Annotated in this window: 12 protein-coding genes; 8 read left to right on the forward strand and 4 right to left on the reverse strand. The window is 36.0% G+C overall.

What is annotated here, in order from left to right; translation table 11 throughout:
- Nucleotides 1-65: 65 nt before the first annotated feature.
- The 3 genes from G9Q29_RS01930 (at nt 66) to G9Q29_RS01940 (ending at nt 5,328) form a co-directional block, all read left to right on the forward strand.
- Complete coding sequence (locus G9Q29_RS01930) at nt 66-1,514, forward strand: OmpA family protein (RefSeq protein WP_166132821.1); 1,449 nt, start codon at nt 66-68, stop codon at nt 1,512-1,514.
- A 64-nt stretch (nt 1,515-1,578) separates the two neighbouring features.
- On the forward strand, nt 1,579-4,356 hold the full coding sequence (locus G9Q29_RS01935; protein ID WP_166132822.1) for a PD-(D/E)XK nuclease family protein: 2,778 nt from the start codon (nt 1,579-1,581) through the stop codon (nt 4,354-4,356).
- Nucleotides 4,357-4,656: 300 nt separating this feature from the next.
- Nucleotides 4,657-5,328 carry an ATP-binding cassette domain-containing protein gene (locus G9Q29_RS01940; protein ID WP_166132823.1) on the forward strand — a complete coding sequence of 224 codons (672 nt, stop codon included), beginning with the start codon at nt 4,657-4,659 and terminating at the stop codon, nt 5,326-5,328.
- Here G9Q29_RS01940 and G9Q29_RS01945 read toward each other — a convergent pair.
- From G9Q29_RS01945 to G9Q29_RS01955, 3 genes are all read right to left on the reverse strand, one after another.
- Nucleotides 5,325-6,107 carry an alpha/beta fold hydrolase gene (locus G9Q29_RS01945; protein WP_166132824.1) on the reverse strand — a complete coding sequence of 261 codons (783 nt, stop codon included), beginning with the start codon at nt 6,105-6,107 and terminating at the stop codon, nt 5,325-5,327. The genes G9Q29_RS01940 and G9Q29_RS01945 overlap by 4 nt on opposite strands.
- A gap of 210 nt (nt 6,108-6,317) precedes the next feature.
- Nucleotides 6,318-7,118, reverse strand: coding sequence for a TIGR00266 family protein (locus G9Q29_RS01950; protein WP_166132825.1), 801 nt, complete (start codon nt 7,116-7,118; stop codon nt 6,318-6,320).
- Between the two features lie 315 nt (nt 7,119-7,433).
- Complete coding sequence (locus G9Q29_RS01955; protein WP_166132826.1) at nt 7,434-8,726, reverse strand: aminopeptidase P family protein; 1,293 nt, start codon at nt 8,724-8,726, stop codon at nt 7,434-7,436.
- Between the two features lie 203 nt (nt 8,727-8,929).
- Here G9Q29_RS01955 and G9Q29_RS01960 point away from each other — a divergent pair, with 203 nt between their 5' ends.
- From G9Q29_RS01960 to G9Q29_RS01970, 3 genes are all read left to right on the forward strand, one after another.
- Nucleotides 8,930-11,767, forward strand: a complete 2,838-nt coding sequence (locus tag G9Q29_RS01960; protein ID WP_166132827.1) for a WD40/YVTN/BNR-like repeat-containing protein — start codon at nt 8,930-8,932, stop codon at nt 11,765-11,767.
- Between the two features lie 405 nt (nt 11,768-12,172).
- The gene (locus G9Q29_RS01965; protein WP_166132828.1) at nt 12,173-12,622 is read left to right on the forward strand and encodes a hypothetical protein; all 450 of its coding nucleotides are present in this window, start codon (nt 12,173-12,175) and stop codon (nt 12,620-12,622) included.
- Between the two features lie 183 nt (nt 12,623-12,805).
- The gene (locus G9Q29_RS01970; RefSeq protein ID WP_166132829.1) at nt 12,806-13,270 is read left to right on the forward strand and encodes a hypothetical protein; all 465 of its coding nucleotides are present in this window, start codon (nt 12,806-12,808) and stop codon (nt 13,268-13,270) included.
- A 300-nt stretch (nt 13,271-13,570) separates the two neighbouring features.
- Here G9Q29_RS01970 and G9Q29_RS01975 read toward each other — a convergent pair whose 3' ends face one another.
- Nucleotides 13,571-14,932: a hydroxymethylglutaryl-CoA synthase family protein gene (locus G9Q29_RS01975; RefSeq protein WP_166132830.1), complete on the reverse strand. Its 1,362-nt coding sequence runs from the start codon at nt 14,930-14,932 to the stop codon at nt 13,571-13,573.
- 368 nt (nt 14,933-15,300) lie between these two features.
- Between G9Q29_RS01975 and G9Q29_RS01980 the strand changes: the two genes are divergently transcribed.
- Nucleotides 15,301-15,966, forward strand: a complete 666-nt coding sequence (locus tag G9Q29_RS01980) for a succinate dehydrogenase cytochrome b subunit (RefSeq protein ID WP_166132831.1) — start codon at nt 15,301-15,303, stop codon at nt 15,964-15,966.
- Nucleotides 15,967-15,979: 13 nt separating this feature from the next.
- A complete protein-coding gene (locus tag G9Q29_RS01985; RefSeq protein WP_166132832.1) occupies nt 15,980-17,980 on the forward strand; it encodes a fumarate reductase/succinate dehydrogenase flavoprotein subunit in 2,001 nt (666 codons plus the stop codon).
- Nucleotides 17,981-17,986 lie beyond the last annotated feature (6 nt).

Consider the following 17,986-nt stretch of genomic DNA (forward strand, 5'->3'; position numbering starts at 1 on the left):
GTAGTTTAAAATTTACGTACTACTTTTGTCCATAATTAACTAAATTGTAATTAAAAAATTTAAGTATGAAACATCTTAACAAAATTTTTGTTGCTGCAATAATGGCGATGGGATTAAGCTCTCAAGCACAAGACAGGAACAATCCTTACGCTATCTCTTTCGGAGTTAACGCAGTTGACACTAAAGCAGGAGCAGAGGGTGGAAAAAACTGGCTAGATCGTCATTTTTCTCAACCTTTCGCAGTAAAAGATAATTGGAACATTTTACCATCAGTATCATACCTTAGTGTATCTAGATACGTTGGTGACAATTTCTCTTTTGGTCTTTCAGGATCTGTAAACAAAATTAGCAAATTCGTTACTTTTGCTCCAGAGCCAGCTTCAGTTATGCACGATAGCCGTGGTTACATCGTGACTAACCCAGGTGATTTGATGTATTACGGAATTGATGCTACTGTTAAGTATAGCTTCATGAACTTGATCAAATCTAAAGTAATTGATCCATCTTTATCTGTAGGTGGTGGTTATACTTTCCTTGGTGATAGTAGTTTTGGAACTCTTAACCCAGGTGCAGGTTTAACTTTATGGTTTACTGATAATGTAGGTTTAGAGTTAACTACACGTTACAAAAAAGCTTTTGGAGATAGAACAGAAGGAAATGTAAATTTTGCTGCTCCAGATGCTCCATCTTTATTCCAACACACTGCAGGTTTAATCTTCAAATTTGGAGGTAAAGATACTGATGGTGACGGAATCTACGACAAAGATGATGCTTGTCCAGAAGTTGCTGGTTTGAAAGAATTCAACGGTTGTCCTGATACTGACAAAGATGGTATCCAAGACAGTGCAGATGAGTGTCCAGAAGAATTTGGTTTAGCTGCATTAAACGGATGTCCTGATACTGACGGAGACGGAATTGCTGATAAAAATGATGCATGTCCAGAAGTTGCTGGTTTAGCTTCTTTGAAAGGTTGTCCAGATGCTGACGGAGACGGAATCGCTGACAAAGATGACAAATGTCCTACTGTTGCTGGTCCTAAAGAAAACGCAGGTTGCCCTTGGCCAGATACTGACGGAGACGGAGTACTTGACAAAGATGACGCTTGTCCATCTGTAGCAGGTCCAGCTAGTAACAAAGGATGTCCTGAAGTTACAACTGAAGCTTTAGATAACTTAAAAATTCAAGCTAGAGCAATCTACTTTAATTCAGGAAAAGCTACTTTCAAAGTTGGTGATGTACCTGCTAGATTAGATGCAATGGCTTCTATCCTTAAAAATTATCCAAACGCTAAATTCAGTGTTGAAGGACATACTGATAGCGATGGATCTGACGAATTTAACCAAAAACTTTCTGAAGACAGAGCTAACGTGGTTAGAGATGCTTTATTAGAAAGAGGTATCAAAGCTGAAGATTTAAAAGCTGTAGGTTTTGGTGAGTCTGCTCCAGTTGAAACTAACAAAACTGCTGCTGGTAAAGCTAAAAACAGAAGAACTGAAATTTTATTACAAAAATAATTTCTTCTAAAATATTTATAGGAAACGCCTCGATTTATCGGGGCGTTTTTTTTATTTTTATAGAATGACAAATATTTCTTTTCTAGATAAAATAGCTTCAGTTTTATTGCAAAATCACGCAGCCAGTTTACCCAAAACAATTGTTGTGCTACCCAACAAGCGCGCTAAAATCTTTTTACTTGAAGCGCTTAAAAAGCAAGTTAGTACAAATATTCTTGCTCCTCAAATCATAAGTATCGAAGATTTTATACAAGACATAGCCGGAATCAGAACTATCGATCCCATAGAGCTATTATTTGAGTTTTACGAGGTTTATTTAAGTCAAACAGATCAGTCTAAACAACAAAGTTTTGAATTTTTTGCCAATTGGGCGAAAACTTTATTGCAAGATTTTAACGAAATTGATCGCTACTTGCTCGATCCTGCTTATGTATTATCGTACCTAAAGGATATTGAAGACATAAAAAAATGGGGTATTGAAGTAGAAAACAAAACTCCTTTACTTGAAAAATATATTGATTTTTGGAAGTTGCTTCCACAGTATTACCAAACCCTATACAAGCATTTACTTGAGCTTGGAGTAGGCTATCAAGGTTTGATTTACAGAGAAGCAGTGAATAACCTGAATTCATTTTGCCAAAATCTTCAAGATAGTCGGTTTTTATTTGCGGGGTTCAATGCCTTAAATGCTGCCGAAGAAAAAATCATTCAACACCTATTAGCTGCTGATCGCGCCGAAATTTATTGGGACGCTGATCAAACTTTTTTAAACGATCCGTATCACGATGCGGGTTTGTTTTTACGCAGATTTAAAGAAAGTTGGAAACATTATAAGTCGCAACCTTTTGAGTGGATTGTTGACGAATTTTCTCAAACAAAAAACATCCAAATTATTGGTACTCCCAAAACAATGGGTCAGGCTAAACTTGCCGGAAGTATAATTGAAAATACTATTGAGAAATCGAGTAAGCTAGGCCAGAAAGAATCACTTGATAAAGTAGCGGTAGTATTGGGAGAAGAAAGTCTTTTGGTGCCCTTGTTGTATTCTTTGCCTGTTACCGTGGGCGCTTTGAATATCACTATGGGTTATTCTAGTAAAAATAATCCAGCGCAAATTTTAATTGCAAAATTGTTCAAAATGCACACCAATGCATTAGCTAGAAATGCGAAAAGTTATGTTTTTTATTATAAAGACGTTCTTGATATATTGACACATCCTTTGGTGGAGCCGTATGCTGAAACTAAGGCTTTGGTACAATTAATAAATCAAAATAATTACACTTTTATACCCCATCAAAAATTGATGGAATTGAATGTGATGCCAACAGATTTGTTTGTATTGCTCTTTCAAAAATGGGAACGTGGAGCCATTCCTGTTTTAGAAACCATTTCTCGATTATTATTGATTCTAAAAGAGAACCTTAACAACGATAACGAAGAAGAGAAAATAACAAAAGCTTTTGTGTATGCCATTTTTAAAGTGATCAACAAACTGATTAATTATTATTCAAAATCAGTACATATTGATAAAATTGAAACCTTATATGCCATTTATAAACAGGTTATTGATCTAGCCGAGGTTTCGTTTGAAGGTGAGCCGCTAAATGGATTGCAGATAATGGGAGTTCTTGAAAGTAGGGTTTTAGATTTTGATACGGTCATTGTTACTTCTATGAACGAAGGCAAATTTCCAGCCGGTAAATCTCAAAATTCTTTTATTCCTTATGATGTGAAAAGAGAGTTAGGATTACCAACTTTTAAGGAGAAAGACGCGATTTATACCTATCATTTTTATCATTTGTTGCAGCGCGCTACAAACATTTACTTGCTTTACAATACGGAAAGTGAAGGTTTGGATGCTGGTGAAAAAAGCCGATTTATTACCCAATTAGAAGTAGAAAAGCAAAACAATCATACGCTTACACACGAGATTTATAATGCTACTTTACCTGAAATAGCTTATGAACCAATGGAAATTCCTAAGTCAGAAAGCGTGATGCTTCGCCTTAAAGAAATTGCTGAAAAAGGATTTTCACCATCTGCTTTGACCAGTTATATTCGGAATCCGATACAGTTTTATTTCCAAAAGATTTTACGCATTAGCGAAGTCGAAGAGGTGGAAGAAAATATTGCCCTGAATACGCTGGGTACCATTATTCACGAAACTTTGCGTGTTTTATACGAGCCATTTATTGATAAGTTAATTTCTGAAAATGATATTCTAAATTGTTTCAAACAAATAGACGATGAGGTGCTCAAGCAATTTAAACTTGTTTACAAAGAAGGCGAAATCAAAAAAGGACGAAATTTATTAGCTTTTGAAGTAGCCAAACGTAATGTTTCTAATTTCTTGAAAGTTGAATTAGAAAGCATCAAAAAGGGAGATGCGATTAAAATCATTGCATTGGAACAAACTTTTGAGCGCATTTTACAGCATCCGAATTTACCTTTTCCAGTTTTAATTAGAGGAAATGTGGACCGAATTGAAGAGCGCAATGGAAACATTCGAATCATCGATTATAAAACGGGGAAAGTAGATAAAGCGAATGTGACTTTGAAATCTTGGAACGGACTCATTGAAGATATAAAAAGTGATAAGATAATTCAAGTGCTTGCCTACGCTTTTATGTATGAAACAGAAGCAAAAGGAAAACCAATTGAAGCTGGAATTATCTCTTTCAAAAATCTAAAAGCAGGTTTTTTACCGTTTAATTTTAAAATAGATAAAGAGGTACAAACTACTATTTCGACTGAAATGCTGAATAATTATCTGGAACAATTGGTCATATTATTAAGTGAAATTTCGGATGCGAATACGCCTTTCAAAGAAAAAATAATCTAATTCATCAACTATCAAAAAACTATACAACAGTTACGAGTTTTACAAAAGTACTTTAGCTATAAATATTGCTGTAAGTGCTGTCGCGGCTGTGTTTGGAGGCTTTGAAACCTTTAAATATGCGCTCTTGTTTTTTGGATTTTTCATCAGTCTTTTGATTAAAGAGGTGAATGCTAAAAACGAATACTTGTTTTATTACAACAACGGACTTTCAAAAATTCAGGTGATAGTTTATTCATTTCTGATTAATTTTTTTGTCTCGATTATCTTCATTCTTGTTGTGAACCTTTTATTGAAGTTGCTATGACAACAAGTATTTTAGAAGTAGATAGCGTACAAAAACAATACAACGGAAAAATCATCCTTTCGGATGTGTATTTGAAATGTGAAACAGGAACAATTCTCGGGATTTTGGGTCGAAATGGTTCTGGTAAATCTACATTATTGAAGATTATTTTCGGGATAGAACCAGCTGATTTTAAATTTGTTCGGGTTGGTGGAAAAGTACTGTCAAAAACAAGTGAGCTGTTAAAAGAAATAAGCTATTTACCACAGGATTCTTTTATTCCGAATTCTTTTTCGGTTCAAAAAACTATTCAATTGTGCATTGCCAAAGCCAAAGTAAAAGATTTTTGTGCAGATGCCATGATACAATCTATGTTGGGTAAAAAAATCAAACATTTATCTGGTGGGGAATTGCGGTATCTAGAAATTAAACTAATCTTGAACAATGATTCAAAATTTGTACTGCTTGATGAGCCTTATAACGGTTTGTCACCGATCATGATTGAAAACATAAATGCATTAATCACGACCATGTCTGCTGTAAAAGGCATTTTGATCACCGATCATAATTATGAAAATGTGATTCAAATTTCTACCAAACTGGCATTAATGAAAGATGGGAAAATGCATCATTTAAAAGATAAAAACGAACTCGTCGAAAAAGGATATTTAAAATTTGGTATGCTCTAAATACTTTTAAAAAAAGACAATAGAACAGCTAATAATTCGTCTTGATTTTCTAGATGACTCATGTGTCCATCAGGAAAAGTGATGAGTTTTACCTCAGTATTTTCTGTTTGTTCTTTGGTTTCTTCATAATTCAAAACAGGATCTTTTTCTCCTAAAATTAAAAGTTTAGGAAACGGTGTAAGGTGCAGCAATACTTCCCGATCTTGTCTGATTTTCATACCTTCTAGTGAAGCAACAATACCTTGCAAAGGCGTTTTTAAAGCTTCTTTTTTTACGTTTTCAATCGTAGCAGCCAATCGCTCTCTGTTATTTTCACTGAATAAATTGGCGATAGAAAGCGAAATAAAATTTACAAAAGATTGTTTCACGGCTTTAATGGCGCGATCCCGATTTTTTTTGCGCTCTTCACTGTCGGCTCTTGCGGTTGAGTTGAGTAAAACCAATCCTTTCATGGTATCTGGATACAATTCGGCGAAAGCCAAAGCCACGTAACCTCCCATAGAATGCCCTACAAAAATAGCTTTGCGAATGCGCAATTCTGATAAAACGGCATGAACCACATCGGCATTGTCCTCCATGGAGTGTACATATCCTAAACATTCTGTCGCGCCATGACCTAACAAATCTATAGTAATGACACGATTTCTTTGTGTTAACTCAGGAATAAAATGATTCCACATTTTTTTGTTTTCCAGAAAACCGTGGAGTAAAACAGTTGCAGTTCCTTTTCCTTCGTCAGTATAGGAAATAGTGGTATTTTTAAAGAGGATTTGTTTCAATTTTGTAATGTTTGTGCAAAGCTAAAGTTTTAATTTTTTCAAAACATATAAGCGATTTAAGTTTTAGATTTTTTTTGGCTGAAAAATGGTAATAATTGAAATTTAAAAATTAACATATAAGTCATGTAAGGTCAGTTGTTTATTTCATTACAAAACTTAAATGACTTATATGTTTAAAAAAAAGCTCCCATTTCTGAGAGCCTTTGAGTATTAAAATCTATTATCACCGTCTATTAATCGGCCTAAACCGCCTAATAAACTGCCTTCGTCACGGCCGCTTCCGCCTGCTCGTGGTGCCGATGCAATGATTCTGTCGGCAAGGCGACTGAAAGGTAAAGATTGAATAAATACGGTTCCTGGTCCGCGTAGTGTAGCGTAAAATAAACCTTCGCCACCAAAAAGAGAATTTTTGATTCCGCCCACAAACTCGATGTCGTAATCTACATCTTTTGTGAATCCTACTATACAACCGGTATCTACTTTTAGGACTTCGCCTGCCGCTAATTCTTTTTGAGCGAGCGTTCCTCCTGTGTGCACAAAGGCCATTCCGTCGCCTTCAATTTTTTGCATGATGAAACCTTCGCCACCAAATAAACCAGTTCCTAATTTTTTAGAGAATTCGATTCCTACTGATACGCCTTTGGCTGCACATAGGAAAGAATCTTTTTGGCAAATGAACTTACCGCCATATTGCATCAAATCGATTGGAATGATTTTTCCAGGATATGGCGATGCAAATGACACTTTGCTTTTAGTATTATTTTGATTGATGAAAGCGGTCATAAAAAGACTTTCGCCAGTTAGTACTCGTTTTCCTGCGCTGAGTAGTTTGCCAAATAATCCCGTTTCTTGACCCGATCCGTCTCCGAAAATAGTTTGCATTTGAATATTGTTATCCATCATCATAAAGCTGCCTGCTTCGGCAACTACAATTTCTTGAGGATCTAATTCTATTTCTACATACTGCATTTCTTCGCCGTAAATGTGGTAATCGATTTCGTGTGCTTGCATGATTTTATGTTTTTTAGTTTTTATTGGTTCGTTTTAAAATTGTTATACCTAATAGTTTTAAAGTAAGTCTTTGACTGATTTGTAACGTTACAATTTTAAAATTGTTTTAACATTTTGACTATTGAAAATGATTTGTGAATCATAGCCCTGATGGCAGTGGCATCTCCCGCTTGAACAACAAGGCTTTTGGGACGCAGTTTTTTGAGCGGGAATAAAACGAACAGCAGGACTGTACGACTTAAGTTGCAGGATGTGGTGCTCCTAAAAAAAACAGCCTAGAAAACTAGACTGCTTTTGGTTTGATTTTATGCTATTTTAAGCGTTCATAAGATCTTCAATTTCCTCAACTTCGATAGGAATGTTGCGCATCATGTTGAAAGGTTCGCCGCTTTCTTGAACGATGATGTTGTCCTCAAGACGGATACCGAAACCTTCGGCAGGAATGTAAATTCCAGGCTCAACGGTAAATACCATGTTGGCTTGCATTGGCTCGGTCAAAATACCGTAATCGTGCGTGTCTAGCCCCATGTGGTGCGAGGTTCCGTGCATAAAATATTTTTTGTAAGCAGGCCAATCAGGGTTTTCGTTTTGCACATCGGCTTTGTCAATAAGTCCTAAACCTAGTAATTCTGAGGTCATTATTTTGCCTACTTCGATGTGGTATTGTTTCCAAAGTGTGCCAGTGGTTAACATTTTGGTGGCTTCGTTTTTTACACGAAGTACGGCGTTGTAAACTTCTTTTTGGCGAGTAGAATAGCGACCAGAAACCGGAATTGTGCGCGTCATGTCACTAGAATAATTAGCATATTCAGCAGCTACATCAAGCAAAATCAAGTCGCCCGCTTTGCATTGTTGGTTGTTTTCAATATAATGCAAAACATTGGCATTGTTACCCGATGCGATGATAGGCGTGTAGGCAAATCCACGAGAGCGGTTGCGGATGAATTCGTGAATCAATTCAGCTTCAATTTCGTATTCAGTAACATTAGGTTTTACAAAAGGCAACAATCGTCTGAATCCAAGTTCAGTGATGTTGCAGGCTTTTTGAATCAAATCTAATTCTTCGCTTTCTTTTACTGAACGAAGGCGTTGCAGGATTGGGTTACTTTTGGCAACGGCGTGTGCAGGATATTTTTCTTTCCACCATTTTACAAAGCGAGCTTCGCGGGTTTCGGTTTCAACTGTGGCGCGGTAATGCTCGTTGGTGTTGATGTAAATAGTTTCGGCGTGCGTCATCATTTCAAATAACACTTTTTCAAAATCTTGTAACCAATACACGGTTTTGATTCCAGTTACTTCGTAAGCACGTTCTTTGGTTAATTTTTCGCCTTCCCAAATAGCAATGTGCTCGCTAGTTTCTTTCAAGAAAACCATTTCGCGTTGGTGCTCATAAGGCGCGTCAGGGAACAACAGTAAAATACTTTCCTCTTGGTCTACACCACTCAAATAAAAGATGTCACGGTGTTGTGCAAAAGGCAAGGTACTATCAGCCGAAACAGGATATATATCATTCGAATTAAAAATAGCAACACTTTTTGGCTTCATTTGTGCCATGAATTTTGCTCTGTTTTTTATAAATAAATTACGGTCAATTTGATGGTATTTCATGTGTTGGGTTTTGTTTTTTATGGGTGTAAAATGTAATCAGAACCACTTATTTGTCTCATTAATTTAAAACAAGTGAGTGCTATTCCGGATTTTTTATTGATTATTCAAAAATACTAACTTTGATAGAAACGGGTGTTAATTAGAGTATAAAATTTTTTGGTACGTGTATTTATCCTTAAATTTCGGCATCAAAAATCAATCCTATGAAAAAAAGAATACTCCTAACCGCTTTTATTGTACAAACTGTTGCGTCTGCACAGGTCTCTGCTGAGGCGGTTCAAAACAGTTTAGTGGCCAAGAAACAACTGCAAGAACAATCGCTTTTTCAGAGTCTAAATTTACAAAATGTGGGTCCAACCGTTATGAGCGGACGTGTAGTTGACGTAGATGTAAATCCTGAAAATCCTACCGAATTTTATGTTGGTTACGCATCAGGCGGTTTGTGGTATAGCAATAATAACGGAATGAGTTTTGTGCCGGTTATGGATAATGCGCCTACGCAAAATGTAGGTGATATTGCTATCGATTGGAAAAACGGAACGATTTGGGTAGGAACTGGAGAGGTGAATTCGTCACGTTCGTCGTATGCGGGAATCGGAATTTTACGTTCTGATGACAAAGGAAAAACTTGGAAGAATTTGGGGTTAACCGACAGTCACCACATTAGCCGTATCGTTATCAACCCAACGAATCCGAACGAAGTAGTGGTTGGAGTCGTAGGTCATTTGTACACAAAAAATGAGGAACGCGGTATCTATAAAACTACTGATGGTGGTAAAACTTGGAGTAAAACCCTTTTTGTAAACGATCAGACGGGAATTATTGATGTAGCTGTTTCGCCAAAGAACTTTAAAATACAATACGCAGCGGCTTGGACTAAAGACAGAAAAGCTTGGGATTTTGTAGGTAGCGGTGCAGCATCAGGAATTTATAAAAGTGAGGATGCTGGAGCAACTTGGAAATTATATTCTGCAGCAAACAGCGGTTTCCCTACGGGTGAAGGTGTGGGTAGAATTGGTCTAGCTGTGTATGATGATACTACTGTGTATGCGGTTTTGGACAATCAGTACAAGCGACCTTTGGATAGTAAAAAAAGCACGGCTTTGCCAGCAGCATTTGCTCTGCCTGGAGATGAATTTTTGAAATTACCCAACAAAAGTTTGAATTCGATTTTGAAAAATTACGGATTAACTGAAAAGTATAGAGCTGAAAATATTAAACATTGGGTTGAAAATGGATATGTTCAGCCTAGTGAAGCTGGAAAAGTAGTTCTAGCATCAATCAATAGTTTGGCTGATGCCGAAGTAATTGGTGCGGAAGTTTACAAATCAACTAACGGAGGAACATCGTGGACAAAAACAAATCAAAACTTTATTGATGATTTATTTTCTTCTTACGGTTATTATTTTGCCGCAATATCGGTAGATCCTTCTAATTCAAATAAAATTTACTTATCTGGTGTTCCGGTAATCAAATCAGATGATGGCGGTAAAACCTTTACGAGCATAAGCGAAGAAAATGTACACTCTGATCATCACGTGGTTTGGGTGAATCCTGCTAAACCAGGCCATTTAATCAACGGAAATGATGGTGGATTGAATATTTCTTATGACGATGGCGCACATTGGTTTAAAGGAAATTCGCATGGCGTGAGTCAGTTTTATGCTGTAAATGTTGATGAGCAAGAGCCTTACAACATTTATGGTGGTATGCAAGACAATGGGGTTTGGGTAGGACCAAGCAACTATACTTTTTCTTCGGAATGGTTACAAACCGGAAAGTATCCTTATGAAAGTTTAATGGGAGGCGATGGAATGCAAGTACAAATAGACAAACGCAATCCGAATATTGTTTTTACGGGTTTCCAATTTGGAAATTACTACCGTATCGATCGCGCTACTGGCAAAAGAGAATATGTTTCGCCAAAGCCAAAGAAGGATGAGAAACCATTTCGATTCAATTGGCAAACACCAATTTTGCTTTCGTCTCACAACCAAGACATCTTGTACATGGGATCGAACTTTTTGCACCGTTCTATGAACCAAGGACAAACTTGGACTGCGATTTCACCTGACTTGACGCAAGGTTTTAAAGAAGGAAATGTAGCCTACGGAACGCTGGCTAGCATCAGCGAAAGTACATTGCAGTTTGGTTTGTTGTACACGGGTAGTGATGATGGCTTGATTCATGTTTCAAAAGATGGCGGTGTCAATTGGACAAAAATTTCAACCAACTTACCTCAAAATTTGTGGGTAACTCGTGTTGTAGCTTCAACTCATAAAAAAGAACGTGTTTATGCTACCTTAAACGGCTATCGTAATGATGATTTTACTACTTATGTTTATGTATCTGATGATTATGGTCAAAATTGGACGAGTATTGCTAGCAACATTCCTACGAGTCCAGTAAATGCAGTTGCAGAAGACCCTACGAATGAAAACGTTTTGTATTTGGGAACTGACAATGGATTGTATGTATCTTTAAATCGAGGCAAAAACTGGGATGATTTTTCAAACGGAATGCCAGCTGTGGCCGTACATGATTTAGTGATTCAAAAGAAAGTAAAAGACTTGGTTGTGGGTACACACGGTCGTTCTATTTACAAAGTAAATGTGGATGCAGTTGGTCAATTAACGGATGCTGTTTTAGCGAAAAACATCTATGTTTTGGAGCCAAAAAAGATCAGAAAATCAAGAGAATGGGGCAATAGCTGGAGCGTATGGTCAAAACCAACTGATCCGAAAGCTGAGATTTGGTTCTACTCCAACTCAGATTCAGAGGTTGTGGTACAAATAGAAAATCCAAATAAGGAAGTATTGCTTTTGCAAAAGTTTGCTGCAAAAAAAGGTTTGAATAAGTACATTTATGACTTAGCAGTACCAAAAACAATTGCCGAAAAAGCTTTGGCTAAGGACAAAAAACTAAAATGGGAACCAGCCAAAACAGGAAAATACTATTTACAACCTTCGGTTAATAAAGTGAGCATCCAAAAAGGGAAAGATAAAGAAGTTGTAAATCTTGAGGTTTATGAGTCCAAATAAATCACTTTAGCAGTAATACAAAAAGCACGATTCTATTAGAAATCGTGCTTTTTTTTTGCTTGTTATTTTTAAGGATTTCAGTTTTAATTTAACTTGAATTGTATTAAATTTTCTTTTATGAACAGTTACGAAAAGTAAACACTGAAGCCGTCGTTTTGAAAAGCATGATGAACTGTAGTTCACCTTTTTCTTGCTCTATTATTATTTTATTGTTAATTTATTTCGAAAGGTAATTCTGAACATTAATTTGTATATCTTCGTAAGAATTAACCTTGTAAACCAAAACTAAAATGAATAAAACAATGTCTATCAATTTTATTGTTAGTTGTTCTGACAATATCAAGAACACATACTGTAACCCAACAGAAATTTACTTAGATGAATTATTTAATAATTGGTAAAATTATGAAAAAGTTAATAATAATAATACTCTTCAGTGTATGGTCTTGTGTGCCTGATACTGAAAAGTCGTACGACTATTCTATTATTAATACCTCGGGAGTTAATGTTGAACTTATTCCGTATGTAGATGGTGTAAAAAAAATGGACGATCGAATAATATTGCAGAACAATCAAGTTTATAATAAAAAGTATACTGCTTATGGTGCTGGAGGTTATAATATGTCAAGTTTATTGCAAAATTTGACAAAAGCACCAGGATCCGTAACACATTTAGAAATTGTTTTCAATACTGAAAAGAAGGTGGTTTATCAAGAATGTACAGCAACAAATCAATGTTTTAATCAAGCTAGAAACATTTTTAATCCAGTTTTTAGTGCAGAGCAAAACGAAGTTTACACCATAACCCCCGAGGATTTTCAAAATGCACAAGATTGCGGTGGGAATTGTAATTAATAACACTCAAACCCTTTCAGAGTAACTAATTCTGAAAGGGTTGTTTTAATTTAAGAAAAGAATAAGTTGCTTTAATTGGAGCCAGTTCTTGGAATGAATGGCGTGACAATATCAAGAACAGATACGATAACCCAACTGAAATTTACTTAGATAAATTATTTAATAACTGGCAAGATTAAAATTATGAAAAAAATTGTATCAATAATTATTGTTGTTTTATTGGCAACAAGTTGTACAGATCAAGGAGGAGATAGAAATTATAATTATCGTATCAGTAATAATTCTGGAGTTGTTATAGAAATGATACCTTTTTACAATGGAGTAAAGGAAATAAGCAACAAAGTAATTGTAAAGAATCTAGCTGATATTAAATATCAATTCACGGATACGCCGCCTTATGGCGGTGGGCCTAGAATGGAATATATAGCTTTTACAAGCTCTAAAATTCAAAATAATTTAACGCATATTGAGGTTGTTTTTGATAACAAAAAAAAGGTGGTTTATCAAGAATGTACAGCAACAAATCAATGTTTTAATCAAGCTAGAAACATTTTTAATCCAGTTTTTAGTGCAGAGCAAAACGAAGTTTACACCATAACCTCCGAGGATTTTCAAAATGCACAAGATTGCGGTGGGAATTGTAATTAAAAATATAAAATACAAGATTTAGGTTGAAAAAAAAGGCTGTCTTCAAAAATTGGAGACAGCCTTTTTTATAATAAACTGGTATTGAAAATTCAATATCTTATAACCCGTTGGGTGTAATTATTAAAAAAGTCAGTTCGAGTTTTTTTTTGTGTAATGAAATGGAGCAAAAAAAGTATCTAGAATGGTTTTTAATGAAATTTTACTTGTTCTCGATACGATTTTCTTTCGAAAATCACTCGAACTGACGTAAAATTATCATCAAAAATTAATTACACCCAACGGGTTATCTTATAGCTTTTATTAATCCACCCATTTGTAATAACGAGCTCCTAATGAGTTGGGATTTTCGCTCTCAATACGATCTAAAACCCATTCGTTTTTTGGGGTTTGTACGCTTAGGTGTTGTTCTTTTTTATGAAGTTTTTCGTAGGTTTCAAAATCAATTTCAAAACTCTTTTCGAGTGTTTCAAATAAGGCAACAGGTTGAAGTGCTTCTTTCCATTGATCTTCAATTGTTCCTTCAAAAACTTTTGATTTTGAGCCGCTTCCATAGGCCAGAAAGCCCATTTTTTCATTGGCAATTTCTTCATTCGTGCCTAAAAAATGTGCTAAGGTTGATAGTAGTCCCATGAATATAGAGCCAGTATATAGGTTTCCAATTAATGAGGAAGCAATTTCAGCAGGCTGTAATTTCTCAGTCACAAAGGTTTTGTAGGTTTCTGATTTACTAACTTCCTTGAGTTTGTTTTGGTATTCTGTCGCGTCTTCGGAACCAGAAAGATATGTAGTTCCCGCATCTAGAGCATAAATTTCAGATAGCATTCTTCGGCCTTGAAAAGCATACGGCAAATGCATTACAATGCTTTTCCAAGAGTTGTAAATAGTTTCGGAGCTGTTTTTTAATTTTTTGAAAGCAAAATAAGCACTGCGAGTGCGATCCATATAGCATTGATTGGAATATTGCCCATCAAAAACCGGTTGATCTTTATGAATTTCAATTTCGCTTTCTAAGTTATTAAACCAAACCTCATTATTGGTATTGTTTGTTATGGCTTCTTTAGTTATTGTTCTGTAGGGTTTAAAAAAATCAAAAACACCTTTGGTGCTCACGCCCCAATTCTTTTCGATAGTCATAATTCTTGGGTTGGCAGTAATCAAAATAGCTACTGCTCCTGCGCCTTGAGTGTATTCGCCAGTCGAGTTGAGGTCGTATTTAGCAAAATCGGTGGTTACCACAATGGCTTTTTTGCTAGGGTTTAATGTTACAAAATCAATACAATTTTGCATGGCATCTACGCCGCCAATACAAGCAAAAGTAAAGTCAACTGCATCACAATGTTCAAGAGTGTTTGCTCCAAATTTTTGCTCCATCAAGGCAACTAAAAACGAGGCAATAGGTTTTGAACTGTCAATACTGCTCTCTGTTCCTACGTAAATGCGGGCAATTTCGCTTAAGTCGAGTTGTTGCTCTTTGATTAATTTTGTCAAAGCATTGGCACCAAAAACCACGGTATCTTGATGGGTATCAGGCAAGGTCATTTTAAGAAGTCCCAAACCTTTTTCTAGTTTTTCGGGTTCAATATTTCTGGCTTTTGCAAGTACCGCTATGGGTAAATGAATTTTTGCTACGTCAAAAGCGAGTGCGTCTATTCCTATTTTCATTGTGTTTTTTTTGGATATAAAATTAAAAATTAGCTTGGTAGCAACTTCTTTTTACAAAAACAAAAACGATAATATGCCAAATTTTTACGGATTTAAATTCGATTCTAAAGTAAAATTATAGATATCATAATTAATGTGATTTTTAATGAGGATAGCATCAATTTGCAAAAAGTCAGCCTTTAGTATTTTTTGACTTTTGTTCAACTAATAAACACGATATTAGGGTCTTATGTATTGGTTTATAGGAAATTAAATGAGAATCTGGCTTAACACTTTAAAATCATTATAAATTATAGCGAAAAGGTTGTAGTTCTTTTTCAATTGCCCTATTTTTGTATGATTTTTTAAATTAATTCACACTAAATCTTATGGCAAAATCTGCATTATTAAAGTCATCGATAGCAAAAAAAGTCGCTATGGCGCTTTCTGGACTTTTCTTAATTTTATTTTTAGCACAACATTTTTTTATAAACAGTACCTCGGTTTTTAGTCCTGATACTTTTAACTCTATTTCTCATTTTATGGGAAATAATCCATTGGTACAGTTTGTAATTCAGCCAATTCTTATTGTTGGTGTTATTTTTCACTTTGCAATGGGTATTGCTTTGGACTTTCAAAACAAAAGCGCAAGACCTATTAAGTATGTACAAAACAATGGTGCTGCAAACTCTTCATGGGCATCAAGAAACATGATCGTTTCAGGATTGGTAGTTTTAGCGTTCATTTTATTGCATTTTTACGATTTTTGGATTCCAGAAATGGTATACAAGTACGTTGATGTTCAGCCTCTTGATGAAACTCGTTATTTTGGTGAATTGCAGCACAAATTTGTAGATCCTATTCGTACAGCTATTTACTGTGTTTCTTTTGTGTTGTTGTCGTTGCACTTATGGCACGGTTTCAATTCTTCGTTCCAATCAGTTGGATTTAACAACAAATACTCAAGAGCATTACACAAATTGGGATATGCGTTTGCAATTGTAGTTCCTTTCGGCTTTATTTTCATTGCATTATTTCATCATTTTAATCATTAATATTAAATTATAAATGGCTTTAGATTCAAAAATACCAAATGGTCCAATAGCGGACAAATGGACAAATTATAAAAATCACATTAATTTAGTAAACCCAGCAAACAAACGTAATATTGATATTATTGTTGTTGGGACTGGACTTGCAGGAGGATCTGCTGCTGCAACTTTAGCTGAATTAGGATATAATGTTAAAACTTTTTGCTTTCAAGATTCACCACGTCGTGCGCACTCTATTGCTGCACAAGGAGGTATCAACGCAGCAAAAAACTATCAAGGTGATGGTGACTCAACTTTCCGTTTGTTTTACGACACGGTAAAAGGAGGAGATTACCGCTCTAGAGAGGCAAACGTTCACAGACTTGCAGAAGTTTCTGTAAACATCATTGACCAATGTGTAATGCAAGGTGTGCCTTTGGCTCGTGAGTACGGTGGTTTGCTAGACAACCGTTCTTTTGGAGGAACGTTGGTGGCTAGAACTTTTTACGCAAAAGGACAAACAGGACAGCAGTTATTATTAGGAGCATATTCTGCAATGAACCGTCAAATTGGTCGTGGTAAGATTAAATCATATACACGTCACGAAATGCAAGATTTAGTTCTTGTTGACGGAAAAGCAAGAGGGATTATTGCTCGTAACTTGGTAACTGGTGAATTAGAGCGTCACTCTGCACACGCAGTTGTAATTGCTTCTGGAGGATACGGAAACGTATTTTTCTTGTCAACTTATGCTATGGGAAGTAACGCTACTGCTGCATGGAAAGTGCACAAAAAAGGAGCTTTCTTCGCTAACCCTTGCTACACACAAATTCACCCAACTTGTATCCCAGTTTCTGGAGATCACCAGTCTAAATTGACTTTGATGTCTGAGTCGTTACGTAACGACGGACGTATTTGGGTACCTGCAAAATTAGAAGACGCACAAGCTATTCGTGAAGGGAAATTGAAACCAACACAAATTGCCGAAGAAGATAGAGATTATTACTTAGAGCGTCGTTACCCTGCATTTGGTAACTTAGTTCCTAGAGATATTGCTTCGCGTGCTGCAAAAGAAAGATGTGATGCTGGTTTTGGTGTGAACAAAACTGGTGAAGCAGTTTACTTAGATTTTGCCGCAGCAATCGAGCGTTACGGTAAAGAACAAGCCTATGTTAAAGGTCTTGATGCTAATGATAAAGCGTTAGTAACAAAATTAGGAGCTGCTATCGTAGCTAATAAATACGGAAACTTATTCCAAATGTATGAGAAAATCGTTGACGAGGATCCATACACAACTCCAATGATGATTTACCCAGCAGTACACTATACTATGGGTGGTATTTGGGTTGATTATAACTTACAAACTACAATTCCGGGATGTTTCAGTATTGGAGAAGCTAATTTCTCTGACCACGGAGCGAACCGTCTTGGAGCTTCGGCTTTAATGCAAGGTTTGGCTGATGGATACTTTGTATTACCATACACAATTGGTGATTACTTAGCACCAGACATTAAAACGGGTAAAATTCCAACTGATTTGCCAGAGTTTGAAGAAGCTGAGAAAAACGTAAAAGCGCGTATTGATAAATTTATCAATAACAACGGTACACATTCTGTAGATTATTTCCATAAGAAATTAGGAAAAATCATGTGGAACAAAGTAGGTATGGCGCGTAACGCAAAAGGTTTGACTGAAGCTATTGAAGAAATTGCAGCTTTAAGAGAAGAGTTTTACAGAGATGTAAAAGTTCCTGGAGATGCATACAGTTTTAACCAAGAGCTTGATAAAGCTGGTCGTGTTGCTGATTTCTTAGAATTAGGAGAGCTTTTCGCTAAGGATGCATTACACCGTAACGAATCTTGTGGAGGTCACTTCCGTGAAGAATACCAATCGGAAGACGGTGAAGCACAACGTGATGATGAAAACTTTGCTTACGTTGCTGCTTGGGAGTATGTTGGAAAGCCTAGCGAAGCTGTCTTACACAAAGAGCCGCTAGTGTACGAAAATGTTAAACTGGTAACGCGTAGTTATAAATAGGAATCT

It is taken from the genome of Flavobacterium turcicum (genome assembly GCF_011365745.1).
GTDB lineage: Bacteria > Bacteroidota > Bacteroidia > Flavobacteriales > Flavobacteriaceae > Flavobacterium > Flavobacterium turcicum.